The organism is Arcticibacterium sp., assembly GCF_055134445.1.
The window spans coordinates 237,364-251,861 of record NZ_JBSRVI010000035.1 but is presented as its reverse complement, the minus strand read 5'-3'; the positions used below and the strand labels follow the sequence as shown (position 1 = coordinate 251,861).

15 protein-coding genes and 1 pseudogene are annotated in these 14,498 nt (G+C 36.2%); 9 read left to right on the top strand and 7 right to left on the bottom strand.

Annotated features, from left to right (window positions below; genetic code table 11):
* The 8 genes and pseudogenes from ACTBZY_RS05480 to ACTBZY_RS05445 all read left to right on the top strand — a co-directional run bounded on the left by ACTBZY_RS05480 (position 1) and on the right by ACTBZY_RS05445 (position 6,797).
* Positions 1 to 507: a HEPN domain-containing protein gene (locus ACTBZY_RS05480; protein WP_463045331.1), complete on the top strand. Its 507-nt coding sequence runs from the start codon at positions 1 to 3 to the stop codon at positions 505 to 507.
* A 266-nt stretch (positions 508 to 773) separates the two neighbouring features.
* A complete protein-coding gene (locus tag ACTBZY_RS05475; protein WP_463045330.1) occupies positions 774 to 1,376 on the top strand; it encodes a DUF6134 family protein in 603 nt (200 codons plus the stop codon).
* A 309-nt stretch (positions 1,377 to 1,685) separates the two neighbouring features.
* Entirely contained in the window at positions 1,686 to 2,360 is a 675-nt protein-coding gene (locus tag ACTBZY_RS05470) for a ferredoxin reductase domain-containing protein (protein ID WP_463045329.1), read from the top strand.
* An 11-nt stretch (positions 2,361 to 2,371) separates the two neighbouring features.
* Positions 2,372 to 2,923, top strand: a complete 552-nt coding sequence (locus tag ACTBZY_RS05465) for a ferritin (RefSeq protein WP_463045328.1) — start codon at positions 2,372 to 2,374, stop codon at positions 2,921 to 2,923.
* 713 nt (positions 2,924 to 3,636) lie between these two features.
* Positions 3,637 to 4,938: pseudogene (locus ACTBZY_RS05460) on the top strand (NAD-dependent succinate-semialdehyde dehydrogenase); the annotation flags it as partial.
* Between the two features lie 334 nt (positions 4,939 to 5,272).
* Complete coding sequence (locus tag ACTBZY_RS05455; protein WP_463045327.1) at positions 5,273 to 5,629, top strand: heavy-metal-associated domain-containing protein; 357 nt, start codon at positions 5,273 to 5,275, stop codon at positions 5,627 to 5,629.
* 11 nt (positions 5,630 to 5,640) lie between these two features.
* Positions 5,641 to 6,075, top strand: coding sequence for a hypothetical protein (locus ACTBZY_RS05450; RefSeq protein WP_463045326.1), 435 nt, complete (start codon positions 5,641 to 5,643; stop codon positions 6,073 to 6,075).
* Positions 6,076 to 6,407: 332 nt separating this feature from the next.
* Complete coding sequence (locus tag ACTBZY_RS05445) at positions 6,408 to 6,797, top strand: DUF302 domain-containing protein (protein ID WP_463045325.1); 390 nt, start codon at positions 6,408 to 6,410, stop codon at positions 6,795 to 6,797.
* 1,497 nt (positions 6,798 to 8,294) lie between these two features.
* Here the strand turns inward: ACTBZY_RS05445 and ACTBZY_RS05440 are convergent.
* From ACTBZY_RS05440 to ACTBZY_RS05430, 3 genes are read right to left on the bottom strand one after another with little or no spacing between them, the layout of a single operon-like run.
* Positions 8,295 to 9,329, bottom strand: coding sequence for a glycoside hydrolase family 43 protein (locus ACTBZY_RS05440; protein WP_463045324.1), 1,035 nt, complete (start codon positions 9,327 to 9,329; stop codon positions 8,295 to 8,297).
* Between the two features lie 17 nt (positions 9,330 to 9,346).
* Positions 9,347 to 10,771 carry an MFS transporter gene (locus ACTBZY_RS05435; protein WP_463045323.1) on the bottom strand — a complete coding sequence of 475 codons (1,425 nt, stop codon included), beginning with the start codon at positions 10,769 to 10,771 and terminating at the stop codon, positions 9,347 to 9,349.
* Between the two features lie 23 nt (positions 10,772 to 10,794).
* On the bottom strand, positions 10,795 to 11,895 hold the full coding sequence (locus tag ACTBZY_RS05430; RefSeq protein WP_463045322.1) for an endo-1,4-beta-xylanase: 1,101 nt from the start codon (positions 11,893 to 11,895) through the stop codon (positions 10,795 to 10,797).
* A 504-nt stretch (positions 11,896 to 12,399) separates the two neighbouring features.
* Here ACTBZY_RS05430 and ACTBZY_RS05425 point away from each other — a divergent pair.
* On the top strand, positions 12,400 to 12,576 hold the full coding sequence (locus ACTBZY_RS05425; protein WP_463045352.1) for an ISAon1 family transposase N-terminal region protein: 177 nt from the start codon (positions 12,400 to 12,402) through the stop codon (positions 12,574 to 12,576).
* Between the two features lie 181 nt (positions 12,577 to 12,757).
* On the opposite strand, the gene ACTBZY_RS05420 is transcribed toward ACTBZY_RS05425, so the two are convergent.
* From ACTBZY_RS05420 to ACTBZY_RS05405, 4 genes are all read right to left on the bottom strand, one after another.
* The gene (locus tag ACTBZY_RS05420; RefSeq protein ID WP_463045321.1) at positions 12,758 to 13,027 is read right to left on the bottom strand and encodes a hypothetical protein; all 270 of its coding nucleotides are present in this window, start codon (positions 13,025 to 13,027) and stop codon (positions 12,758 to 12,760) included.
* Entirely contained in the window at positions 13,017 to 13,211 is a 195-nt protein-coding gene (locus tag ACTBZY_RS05415) for a hypothetical protein (protein ID WP_463045320.1), read from the bottom strand. Before ACTBZY_RS05415 ends, ACTBZY_RS05420 begins: the two co-directional genes overlap by 11 nt.
* Positions 13,212 to 13,546: 335 nt before the next feature.
* The gene (locus ACTBZY_RS05410; RefSeq protein ID WP_463045319.1) at positions 13,547 to 13,804 is read right to left on the bottom strand and encodes a hypothetical protein; all 258 of its coding nucleotides are present in this window, start codon (positions 13,802 to 13,804) and stop codon (positions 13,547 to 13,549) included.
* Between the two features lie 260 nt (positions 13,805 to 14,064).
* Positions 14,065 to 14,253: a hypothetical protein gene (locus ACTBZY_RS05405; protein ID WP_463045318.1), complete on the bottom strand. Its 189-nt coding sequence runs from the start codon at positions 14,251 to 14,253 to the stop codon at positions 14,065 to 14,067.
* Positions 14,254 to 14,498: the final 245 nt, after the last annotated feature.

The following is a 14,498-nucleotide window of genomic DNA, read 5'->3' as shown; positions in this document are numbered from 1 at the left end:
ATGGCATATACATCTCATTTTACAATGGCGGATGATATGATCAATCATCTTGACGTAGTAGTAGGAGCAATTACGGATCCGTGGATTAGTTCAAGATATATTGGATTTGTTTCAGTCAGTGCGGTTACAGTTTATGAATTAGCACTCAAAGAAATATTTATTGATTTTGCAAAACAAAAAAATAGTGTCTTTGGAACCTATGCAGAAAACCATTTCGATAGAATTAATGGCAGAATTAAATATAATAGTATAAAAGAAGATTATGTAAAGAAATTTGGTTTGAAGTATTTAAAAAGATATAAGAAAAAAATGATTAAGCTTGAAAAAAACTTGCTAACAACTCAAGGTAAAAGTGTAATCAATTCTTATAATAATTTAATCACTTGGAGAAACGATTTCGCACATGAAGGGCACATCCCAAATACAGTTACATATCAGGAAGTTGTTTCTTCATACCACTTAGGAAAAGAATTAATTAAATGTGTCGCAGAAACAATGGTAAGATAGAAAAGCGTTCGATTCGCAAAACCAACACCACAGCCCAAACCGTATCACAGAGCCAGTAACCATATAAAATGTACCCTTATTAATTTTATTCCTAGCTCCTCCTAGTTTTTAAAGTCGGACTTTATGAAAATCAATTTCAGTAAACAACTAAAAGACACACACTCGAAAGTATGATGACCTTAATCAGCAAATGTTAACAAACCAGTCACTATCTTTATTGGTCTCCGTAAATACGGCAAAATTATTACTTAGGAAACATTAAAATCATGTTAAAACTAAACTTCAGACTATTTATTTGTTTCCTGTTCACATGCACCTTGGCATTTGCTCAAAAACAAGAAACTGTTTTTGAGGTCATCTTTAAGGGTAAAAAAATTGGTACGCTACACGCACAGGAGACTAAGTCAGATTCGAAATCATTCAAAGAATTGACCGTCGACACGAAGAGCACTTTTCTCTTAATTCCTATCTACATGGAATCAGAAATAAGAACAACTCAAAAAAAAGGCATTCTAATTGAAGGAACTGCTTACCGAAACGCAAGTCGTAAATCTAGTGATGTGAATGCCACCATTAGAAAGATTGGATTCCGCCTTTATGAACGAGAACGAAATGGCGTGAAGGATAAAATGAAAAGTAAACCCATTCGGTTTTGTGTAGTCGATCTTTACTTTAAAGAACCTTTAAAGGTTACTCAGGTTTTTTCAAACATGTACGTAGAAATGCTACAATTGAAGCGAATAGATACAGGAAAATATCAATTGATTACACCAGACAATAATCATTCTACTTATACTTACGCTAATGGGAAATTAGTTAGCATAGAAGCCAATACCCTTGTTGGTAAAATAGTATCCAAACGCATCTGAAAGTGAATTTCTGTTCGGGTAAAATCCTACGAGCGGCATTCTTTTTCCAAATTTGACTGACATCCTATCCTCAGCCATCAATCAGGATAGCATCTTGATAATAAACTGCTTGCTATTCTAGCAATGTGTGAATAATACAACTAATATCTAAAGTTGTATAACACTATACTGCCCTAACTAAGTCAACTTTGAATATCTTAAAAATGAGCAGCTTAGAATCAAAGAAAGCGTATTTCATGGCCTAGCCCAATCTTGGGCATCTGCATTATTTGTTGACTCATTTTGGGTATTGTGAATTAACGAAAAAACATGAAAAATCAACATAAAGTAAAGATTCAGTCAATTAACAAAGTCACCCATGATGTGTTGAAAATCGTTACTGAAAAACCAAAGAATTACACCTTCAAGCCGGGACAAGCCACAGATATTTCCATAGACAAAAACGGTTGGGAGGATAAGAAAAAGCCTTTCACTTTTACTTGTTTGCCTGAGGATAAGTACCTAGAATTTACTATTAAAACTTATCCGAAGCACAATGGAGTGACCAACGAATTGCTGACTCTAAAAGCACATGACGAACTGATTTTAAATGAGGTATTTGGTGCTATCAACTATGAAGGAGAAGGTACGTTTATAGCTGGGGGTGCAGGGATTACCCCTTTTATCTCCATTTTCAGAGATCTTCAGTCGAAAAAGGAAATAGGGAACAACAAACTAATCTTTGCCAACAAAAAAAGGGAGGATATTATACTTGAAAATGAATTTAAAAAATTATTAGGCGACAATTTCATCAACATTTTATCGGATGAAAAAGTGGAGGGATATTCAAACGGAATGATAAGCGAAGATTTTATAAAAGCAAACAGTGGCGGAATAAATAAACTGTTTTACCTCTGCGGACCACCGCCCATGATGGAAGCCATAGAAAAGCAATTAGCCGATTTAAAGGTTGACAAAAAATCAATCATCAAAGAAGCATTTTAAATAAAAAACATATGAATACGAACAGACTTTCAAAAACTATTGCGACAGTGTTGAATGTGCAAATGACAAAAGAAGCACATGCTTCACAAATATATTTGGCGTATGCGGCATGGGCTGCTAAAGAAGGCTTCGGAGGTGTTGCCAATTTCCTTTTCAGGCATGCACATGAAGAACGAAATCACATGATGAAAATATTGGAATATATTCTAAAAAGAGGTGCTGAAGTAGAGGTGTCCCCAATTCCTGCTCCCCCAGAAAACCCCGTGAGTTTATTCAACTGTTTTGAAAAAATATTCCAGCACGAAGTAGATAATACAAAAGCCGTTTATGTAGTAGCGAAAATAAGCCATAAAGAAGAGGACTGGGCAACCTGGAACTTTATGCAATGGTTTGTTAATGAACAAGTAGAAGAGGAAACGCTTGCTATGAATCTATTAGATAAAATGAAAATAGCAGGAGGTGAGAAAATGAGCAGTAATGCTTTATACACATTCGACAGAGATATGGAAAAAACACCTGATGAAGTTAGACCGGCACAAGATGTAACCACTGTGAGCCCCTGAATTTATTAAAAAACTGGTTCTATCATTAAGGCAATAAGAAAACCATTGTTGTAGTAGTAAATGTGCTTAAATCTTAACGGAAAACGATGTGCTTAGCTGTTCTTTCAATCAACTATTACAACTCAATAATCTTATTGTCAATTAATTAAACTCTTCCAAATGTGTGAATCATACAAGCATTTCAAAAAATCGTATAATATATATAGGGGTACTGATGATTAACATACGATCATTGAAAATTTAACAAAAAACACCTATTATGAAAAAAGTACTTATAACGCTAGACTATGCTCCTACCTCCTAAAAAGTTGCTGAAACTGGTTTTAATATAGCTAAAGCGATGCACGCAGAAATTGTATTGCTGCATGTGATCAATTGATTTGGAAAATGAAAAAGTCAGCCCATACTGTATCTATTTGTCACACATTTTCTAATGTGTGAATTATATAAGCATCGTCATTATTTGTGTAAAACAATTTACTAAAGAAGACCTCACCTTTAGAAAGTCTAGTTAAAAGCATTCTACAAATTTGGTCAAGACATTCCGAAGAATTGGAAGGTTATTCTTTGGCTTTGGCTAAACTAAAAGTGGAATATCCGCTATGAGATTACAATTTAAAAACGATTAGAAGATGTCAATTCAAACAGTTAATCCCAATACAAATAAGAAAGGAAAGTCCTTTGAAGAAATGACGTAAAAGGCCGTTGACGGAAAGGTTACCAAAGCACAGGCCACTTTCACGGATTGGAAAGAAACCAGCTACCAACAACGAGCTGTTTTATTACATAAAGTAGCTAAGCTCATGCGTGCTAAGAAAGCAGTACTTGCCAAAACCATCACTTTAGAGATGGGTAAACTCTTGGCTCAGGCTGAGGCAGAAATTGACTTGAGTGCCGATATCATTGATTATTATGCAGAACATGGGGAAGCCTTTCTTGCCGATAAAGTACTTAACCCAGAATATGGAACCGCTATTATTCGAAGTAGTCCCATTGGGGTATTGTTAGGTGTGATGCCGTGGAATTTTCCATTCTATCAGGTAGCTCGGTTTGCAGCTCCTAATATTATGGTGGGCAATACCATTTTGCTTAAGCATGCCTCCATCGTTCCACAATGTGCAGCTGCCATTGAAGAGCTTATCAACGAAGCTGAAGCTCCTGAAGGCCTGTATACCAATTTATTCATCACTGGCAAACGTGCATCCGCATTGGTTTCAGATAAAAGAATAAAAGGGGTTTCCTTAACGGGAAGTGAAGAAGCAGGTGCAAGTATTGCCATGGAAGCCGGAAAACATTTGAAAAAAGTGGTGCTCGAACTCGGTGGTAACGATGTGTTCATTATACTGGAAGATGCCGATATGGAAAAAACAGTAGAATGGGCCGTGGTAGGCAGAATGAATAACAACGGTCAGTGCTGTGTGGCCTCAAAGCGGTTTATCGCTGTGGAAGCTATAGCAGAAGAGTTCATTCAAAAGTTCAAGGACAAGTTATCAAAAATGAAAGTGGGTGATCCGATGGATCCCGTTACAGAGTTAGGCCCTTTAAGTAGTGAAGCAGCGGCTGTTCATTTAGCTGATCAGGTGAAACGTTCCGTTGATGAAGGAGCAAAAGTTTTACTGGGTGGTAAACGGGCAGACCGTGAAGGTGCCTTTATGGAACCTACCATACTCACCGATTTGAAGCCTGGCATTGCTGCTTACCATGAAGAATTATTTGGTCCGGTGGCCTCCTTCTATGTCGTAAAAGACGAAAAGGCTGCCATTGTTCTAGCCAATGATTCTGTCTTTGGTCTGGGTGCTTCTGTTTTTACACAAGATATCAAACGTGGAAAAAGAGTAGCTGACCAAATCGATACCGGAATGGTTTTCATCAATCATCCTACATGGACACAAGCCGATCTTCCTTTTGGTGGAACGAAACGTTCAGGCTTTGGTCGTGAACTATCAGCGTTAGGAATTCAGGAGTTTGTTAACAAAAAACTCATTCGAGTAAGCGAACTGAATGATCCATTTTAAAAGAATTATAGTATATAAAGAAAGCAACAAATAAAGTAATTAGCGGTAAACACGCTGCTAAAATTTATTAAAAGAACTCGTTTATAACATATAAAATATGATGCACACAGGATATCACATTAGAGGAATGCAGCGTATTTGATGGATCGTTTGGCTCACTGTTATCTTTTGGATTTTCGCTATGCCCTGCGGTTTACCTGGCCAGCGAAAGAAAAAGATTCACCGCTCCACATTTTACAAAAGAGAATAGCTACTGGTTAAATGAGGAATATCATGAGACAAGAAAGCTTCTCGAAAAAAAATAATTATTATTCATATTGACATAAAAAAAACTATGGAAAATTTAATTTCAACTACTTACACCGTTATTGGCATGAAAACAGGAGACTGTGCCACAATTTTACAAAACATACTTACTGATATTGAAGGTGTAATTTCAGTAAAAATTGACTCAGAAAAAAAGCAGCTTCAAATCACATCAAAAGAGGTTTTGGATGTTGAAACTTTGCAGAAAGCAACTGTTGATACAGACTATTACATTTCAGAATTTAAGCCATATAATAAGACGGCTTCGCCATATCGCAGTGCTGTAGATAGTGCAAAACAAAAACACAATGCCTCTGGAGATGTAGATGGCGGCGACGATGGGTTCTTGAATTCAGGCCCTGTTACAGATTATACATCAGATTAATCAATCAGAAAATGAAACCATTTAAAGAACTCACAGAATCTCAAAATAAAGAATTACTAAAACTTCCTTGTTTTATATCGCTTCTAGCGGCTAATAATGACAATAAATTGGATGCCAAAGAAATGCAAGCAATTATCAAGTTTTCGCACATCAAAACTTATTCCTGCAATCCTTTACTTTTTAGTTTTTACAAAGAAGCCGATATATATTTTGAAAATAATATAATGCACTTAGATAAGGACTTGCCTTCAGAAAAATTAGCAAGAGAAGCCGCTATAAACAAAGAATTATTTATTCTCGAAAACTTAGTATTGAAACTGGAAGAGGAGTATGTGTCTGCAATTCATAGCAGTATGAACTCATTTAAAGAACACGTGTTGCGGGCCCATCATAATATACTGGCAGATTTTATATTTCCTATTCCGATAAAGGGATTGTCTAATTAAAAAACTAATAATATGAAAATGGAATATGAGTTACTTGGAATGAGTTGTGGTAACTGTGCGAGGAATACAAAAAGGGCATTGATGCAGGTGCCTGCTGTTATAGATGGGGAAGTCCATCTGAATCCGTAGGGAGCCATTATCACCATAAATAGATTTATAGCTACTGAACAATAGCAAACCCAACTTAATATAGCAGTTCGTTATACCATTAAAAAAGTTGTTTTATTCTTCAATTTCATAACTAGAAGGAGTCATCTAAGGAATTTTGCTATAATTCAGCATTACTATTTTAATTGTTATAACAAAAAACACCATAATAAAAACCATCCAGTATGAATTACTATCATTCAAAATTACTTGTAGATATAACCTTCGATGAAGCCATAGAAAAAATTACAGAGGCTCTGAAAACAGAAGGCTTTGGCATTCTTACAGAAATTGATATCAAAGCCACACTAAAGAAAAAGCTTGATGTGGATTTTTATAATTATAAAATCCTTGGGGCTTGCAATCCACCATTTGCCTACAAAGCCTTACTCGCAGAAGATAAAATTGGAACCATGCTGCCCTGTAATGTTATTGTTCAGGAAAAATTAGCAGGACAGATAGAGGTTTCTGCCGTTGACCCTGCAGCCTCAATGCAGGCAGTAGAAAATGAAGAACTAGTTGACATAGCCACGGAAATAAGAGCACGGTTGCAAAAAGTCATTGAGGAGTTGTAGAATTTAATTCACTTACATTGAATAGAAACTTTTAATAAATAGAATCATGATCGATTCCTCACCCACGTTTAACCCGGTTTATGCATTGGAGAAACGTAATGAGTTTTAAAGTGGAATAAATCAGACATTTAAAGAATGTTAGCATAGCGTTTTCCCTGAGCCAATGTCGAAGGGTTCTGGTGATTGAGTTTAAATGGGTGTAGCCTGTGCTGAGCTAGACGAAGTATACTGATTTGAAGCAATTTAGCTACGACCCCGATAAAATCGGGAGATTTTCTAATGAATAAAGCGGGTTTAAAATACCTCCATGCATTTGAAAAAGTAGCCGAAATAGTACATTCATTTTTTGCAGATATCGTCATGAACGAACCATAAAGTTCTTATAAGTAGGAGATTTTCAAAAGTTGCTGTCCGCAAAGGGGGAATTACAAGGTTGATATTGAAATCCATTTGAAAATCGGCATTTCAAAAATTATCGCCTTTACATAAGGAATGATTTTTTATGATAACATTCAGAAAGAATTCATACAGAAAGAATTCATATTTCCCAAAAACAAAAAATGGCATGATTGGTTTTACTCCCATTATAGCATTTAAAATTACGACTAACAAAGGTGCTAGTCGTATCAATAACCTGGATGGTTTCCTACCGGTTTTGTTAGACCTCGTTTTGCTTTTGGGTTTCACATTTAGACACAAGTTTAAACCTTAAATTTATATGTAATGGAATTAATTATCGGAAGTATAGGACTAATTATATTTTTCATTTATTCATTACTCCATTTCAATAATCTAGGTAATGAAGAAAGACCTGACAATAAACTTGGACTTCAAAATTACTATCTCACAAAGAGAGATAATTTTACCGTAAAACGAAGTCGTAATAGGCTCAACCTATTTCGTGTACCGGCCAAAATAGTGCAATTATTTAAAAACAGATTGAATAATCTCGAAAGGTATAAATAATATAGAGAGTAGTATCGCATTGGTTTATAAAGCAGGCGTGAGATATTTTTTAGACATTATTGAGGTCTTCCAAATAAATCGGATAGATTAAAAATAGAGCAAACTAGTTTTGATTTAAAACGAACAATTTGTGTTTGTAACGATGAATCGCGATTAAAGTTGATAAAGGCAGTGAATTCGTTAATAAAGCTCCGGACAAATGGAGCCAATACTTTCTGAAAAATAAATAAGCTTGGATTCTCTACTATTGATATTCAGTTGTCTTGTTTTTGGGAAAGGGTCTTAAATTCCCTGTTCCCCTTGGTATCGGCCATGGTTTTTGCCTTTTCAAGGATATGGAAATTTTCTTTTTAGGAGAAGCCAAGCCAAAAAAAATCTCTGTCTCGTCTTGCTGCAATACCATGTGATCAGAGCAAAGGCCGACGGCACTTTCTCCTGAGCAAATGCAATAAAAAAATGAAAGAATTAGACCTATCGTTGTCGAAGCGTAAGGATATCTAAAAGGAAACCGTCAAGATTTCCTTTTTTGGGTTAGCTATAAGGCACTAAGGTTTGAATATTGCCGTCCTCGTTATAATGTATTTGAGCCACTTTTACACTTCTTAGGTGCGTAACACCCTCAGATAAGCTAGAATCATGGTAGAATAAATACCATTTGCCTTCTACCTCACAGATAGAATGATGCGAGGTCCAGCCCACCACAGGCTCCAATACTTTACCAGCGTAGATAAATGGACCATAGGGATTATCACCTACAGCATAGCAGATAAAATGACTATCACCTGTGGAATATGAGAAATAGTATTTCCCATTGTATTTATGCATCCATGCGGCTTCAAAAAACCTTCTATCGATATCTCCCTGAAGCAATGGCTGTCCATTTTCATCTAGAATCACAAGGTCTTTGGCTTCATGAACAAACTCCAGCAGGTCATCAGTCATTTTCGCTACTTTAGGGCAAAGAGCTGGTTCATTGTCTGCTGGTAAATGAGCAAAAGGGCTTTCAGCTTGCGATGCATTGAATTTGCCTTCTCTCCAACGCTGCAATTGCCCTCCCCAGATTCCACCGAAATACATGTAGTATTCGCCATCGTCATCTTTAAAAACGGCAGGATCAATGGAAAAACTATCTTTGATAGCTTCAGGCTGTGGTGTAAAAGGCCCAATAGGCGAATCGCTTACCGCTACACCTATTTTAAAGATTCCATCATAACCTTTGGCGGGAAAAAACAAATAGTATTTGCCATCTTTTTCATTGGCATCTGGTGCCCACATCTGCTTATCTGCCCAAGGTACCTCATTTACATGCAAGGCCACACCATTGTCTACAGCTTCACCGTCCACCTTATCCATGGAAATAACATGGTAGTCTTCCATAGCAAAGTGACTTCCCAAATCATCAAAGGCCTCTCCAGCATCGACATCATGTGATGGGTAAATGTAGATTTTGCCATTAAATACATGTGCAGAGGGGTCTGCCGTATAAATGTTTTTGATTAATGGCTGGGAAATCGCTTTTTCATTTAACTCTTTAAAATCAATATGTTCTATGCTATTTTCTGGCATTTCGATAATAGGTAATTTTAATTTTCTTGTCTTCTGATTTTTAATTCTGATTCTAGTTTCAACTCCATGGCTTTGTTTATTTTATAGAAAAATAAGAGCCCTACAGCCATCAAAAATGGAACCGCTGGGAAAATACTCACCAGCATTTTGATGCCGTTTATGGTTTCGGCAGACTGCTCACTACTCGACTGAGGTACGTAGTTAAAGATTCCTAAAATTAGCGTTAGCAAGGAGCTACCAATGCTTAAGCCACCTTTCAGACCTACCATCATGGCAGAGAAAATAATGGCCGTGGCTCTACGATTATTTAGCCATTCTGAATAATCCGCTACGTCGGCTATCATGGTCCATAAAATAGGGGTACTAATGCCATAGAAAAACATATGTAAAATCTGAGAACCAAATATGAGACCTACAGACTGCGGCGGAAAGAAGTAAAATACTATAATGAATAAAGTAGAGACAAGGAGCGATGCTCCAAATACATTTCTTTTTCCATACTTATCTGCCAATGTTTTGGATAGCATGATACCTATAAGGCCGATTAAAATACCTCCACCGTTAAAAACACCAAGACCCATAGAAATGTCATTTTCAAAGGCGGGCAAATACGGTTTTAATGGAGCTAAAAAGCCAGTTAAGGCGTCTTGACTAACATAGTTTTCAAAATAATACACATAAGACCCGCCTTTAAGGGCCAGCGTGATGAAAACCAAAGTAGTAACTATCAGCATGATGATCCATGGGATGTTTTTAAATAAATCTCCCAAATCTTCTTTCAAAGTGGATTTCTGCTCTGGCTTCGGCACTACTCTTTCTTTGGTGGTTAAGAAGGTAATCAGAAGCATTATAGTACCAACAATGGCCAATATGGTCATTACTTTTTCGATACCTAGGGCTTTATCGCCATCACCAGCTTTTAAGATGAGGTTATACATAAACACCTGCACAAAAAACTGCGAGAACATCACCGCAACAAAACGATAGGCTGACATACTGTTACGCTCCGCCATATCACCAGTGATTACCCCACTTAAAGCGGAGTAAGGAAGGTTATTGGCAGCATAAAGAAGCAATAATAAACTATAGGTGATAACCGCATAAATGACTTTCCCTTTATAAGAAAAATCAGGAGTACTAAAGGCTAATAATGCTGCTAAACCGAGCGGTATGGCCGTCCACAAAATCCAAGGCCTAAATTTACCCCAGCGAGTACTGGTGCGGTCTGCTACGGCCCCCATCACTGGGTTAAACACAAAAGCGGCAAAAAGACCCACAAAAAGAGTCACCAAGGTGGCATCTTCAGGTTTTAGACCATAAATATCTGTATAGAAATAAGCCAGGTAGGTCACTAGTGTTTGAAACACCAGATTAGCAGCCAAATCTCCCAGACTATAGCCTACTTTTTCTAAAACAGAAAGTTTTTGAGATTGATTACTCATAAAAGCTCAACGGTTAAAGGGTTCTAATTTTTAAGATTCATAACTGAAAAATATGCCTTTTTAGGCTCGTAGTTTCTATCAAAAAGCAATGGATAGTTAGTTCTACCTTTGATAGGAAAACCATTTAACCAAGAGTGCCCGTCATTTATGCCCCAAAAGGTTACACGGCTGATGTTATCTTTGTATTTCAAAAACAGCTTGAATAAATCTTCGTATTTATTTGCTAGTTTTTGGTCTATTTCCGCTGGCAATCCTGAAGTATAAGGATTCATCTTTTCGCTTCCTTCAAAATTTTGGTTCACATCTGCACCTTGCAAATCCCAAGGGTTAGGGAGTACAGTCAAATCTAGTTCAGTAAATGCAATTTTGATACCTAGGGCTGCATAATCTTTTATGGCATCTTCTATTTCTGCCAAATCTAAAGTATTGATGCTCCAGTGTCCCTGTATACCTACACCGTCAATTTTGACACCCTCACTTTGGAGTTTTTTAATCAATTTTATCGCCCCTTTGCGTTTAGCAGCCTGCTCAATATTGTAATCATTATAGTATAATTCAGCTTTAGGGTCGGCTTTTGCAGCCAGTACGAATGCATCTTTAATAAAGTCTTCTCCCAGCGTTTTCGAAAAGACCGATTCACGTAGCGTACCGTCTTCATTAAGGGCTTCGTTTACTACATCCCAACTATCAATTTTACCTGCATATCTTCCTACCACTGTAGCGATGTGCTCTTCCATAAAACCTTTTACCTGCTCTGCGTTAGTCATTTCACTTACAAAACTAGGAAGCTGCGAATGCCATATCAATGTATGACCTACCACAAACATCTTATTGTCCTTACCATAGTTCACGTATTTATCAGAAAGTTCAAAATTGTATTTGTCTATCGCAGGGTGAATCACCTCTGCTTTCATGATATTTTCTGGTGTGATAGCGTTAAACTGTCCTTTGATTATTACATCAGCTTTGGCGTCTTTTTGGAGAATGTGCGGAGTTCCTAATGCTGTACCCATCAAAAAGTCATCTTTGTAGGAGTCCTTTAAATTTTTGGGTAATACTTGAGAGCATGAGTACATTGCCACCAAGCAAAGGCATGATAATGTGCTTAAATGAAGGTTTTTCATAAGTTTGAATAGTTACTGCTTATTTAGAAATATAATTTAGATAGGTTTTATTAGATGAATTACAATGTTTTACTTATTGACTTTTTGATAAACAACTGCCTTTCATGTTGTTAGAAAAGAAAATTCCAAAATTAAAATTTAATGTGAAAGTTCTTTTCTGTTTTAAGTGTCAATATAACACTTATTATTTAATTCATACTACTATGCCAATATTTAATGATAGTTTTAGAATACTGATAGCTATTATCTACACCTAGCGTTTCATTGAATTTCAACAGCTTTAAGAGATGGTGTCTATCTTGTAGCAATTAACGGATCAAGAACAAAAGTTGGGGGTAGCTATGAAATTCTGAATTTTGAGAAAACTTAAAAAGTCAAGATTTGGCAGAATTAGCAAAGCTATTATGACCTGAATTGTTAGTGGATAATTCCAATCCGATAAAGGTCGACAAGGACTGAAATTCTGCGAATTTATTAAGGCGAGAAGTTGGAGACCTCAGAGGAATTATCAAAACCAAACTTCATTCAAAAGGCTTCTATGATGAAATAACCATCCAAGACTTTCCGATTCATAATTACAAAGTGTTCCTTCACGTCAAACGTCGTAAATGGACGGATTTGGAAACAGGAATGAGCGTAACAAGAAATCGGAAAATACGAGGAGTTCGAATTTCAGTATGACGAAAAAGATAATTACTTTAATCAGTTTATAGAAAGCGAGTTCCCCCTTTTCACTTTTGATGTTTTGTTTCTTTCTAAGAATAATTTAGTGGCCATGAGGTCTAATTTCCAAAACAAAGTTTCTAAAATAGATGTTGAATCTGATGAAGAGAACAAACCAACGCTCCGAACTATTTCTGAGCTAGTAGGTGGCCAATGGACGGTAAAAAGAGAAGAAGAATATGCTTATTGGGAGTAGATCTGCACAAATATACTTTCTAACATTCTCGGAAGTTAAAATGCCGTTTTCATTCCAATATTTTTTACCTGTATATTTCTCCTTTTCGTCATAAAAGTAGCTGTAATTTATATACAAATCTCCTGTTAGGCTGTAGTAGTCATGTCTGCTGACATTGCCATTCTCATGATATTCATAGCCTTCTTTTAGGCGGTATGAGCTCTCATCTTTCATACTCTTTAACTATTTGCCCTTTGGTGTTATACTCGTACTTGGTATATGTATTAAAAGTGGCGGTATAGATTCGGACTACATTTACTTTTTTCTGTAAAATATTATTACTGTCGTAAATAAAGACGTCAGATTCTCCATCTCTTTTTATTTCTGCCAAAAGGCCAGAATCATCATAAATGTACATGGTTTGGCTTTCTCCTAAATTATCAGAAGAGTAAATGACATAACTTATTTGACCATCTGGTCTAAAGAATGTTTCATATTTAAAGGCGGACTCCCCATTATATAAAAAATGGTAAAGTATTTCATTTTCTCCTTCATAGGCATGAATTTGCTCTGAATGGCTAGCCGCATCTTGTTCTACTTCTTTTGTTAATCTCCCTTCTTTATCAAACTCCTGAATTAGTAGAAAATCTGCATCATTTAATTTGGTTTCCGTAGTTCTGAAAAGCTCGCCAGTAGCGTGGTGCTCATACTCTATTTTGCCAGTCTCTGTACCCTGATAGGAAACTATGGTTTTTAGATTTTAGTACCTTCATAAGTATTCTGATAAGTGTAGGTATATGCTGTAACAGCAGAATTTATAAAAGAGTAATTGGTTTTATTTAGGAACTCATCAAACTCATAAATTTCATCTGTATTTACAGAACCATAATTCAATTTTGTCTCCTGCTGAATGACACACTTTTCCTGATAATTCTTTAATGGTTCTATCTCTTGATTTTTTGAGCAGGAGAACGTAGCTAGGGCTAGGATAGCCAAGAATTTAAGTTGCATGGAGGTTTTGTGAATTTAAAGCTATTTGAATATTTTATTGAGAACGACTTACGATTTTGGCAGCGTGAGTTTTGATAATTACAAGGTCACTTAATCATTATATATTCTGTAATAATAAATACCGCAGTGTCCCTTTTCGTAGACACTGCAGTGGGGAAAGTTTTGGCATCGTACGATTTGACAATTAAAAGTTATCAGAATATAAAGGTAGAAATTCATAAAAGACCCCTTATAGAAGGCACTGTGGTCGAGAGAATATTCTATTCTTCCTTCATCTGTAACTCTCTCAAACCCTCAATGTCACTTTCTTCAATTTCAAAAATTAGAATATAAGAAACTCTTCTTCCATTTACTTTAATCGGTTTATCTAAATCAACTGCCTCAGCACCACGAGCTCCCGGGAGGGCGAGAAGGAAATCAAATTCCGGAATAGTGTTAGTGCAGGGCATCTCATAAAATCAACCTTTGCAGGTTATACTAAATATTTCACTCCCATTTAATCTTAGTGCTAAAGAATCATTTGCGTAAGGTGAGAAAAAGTTGAAATATTTCACACCTCGGGTAATATTTCCGACATAATCAAACGACTCTCCTCCTTTTAACTAAAAACTATAATTATCTATTTTTTCACCATTACTATATGAAAGAAATTCAATTTCATGGTTCGTATTGTTCTCGACATGTATATTTTGCA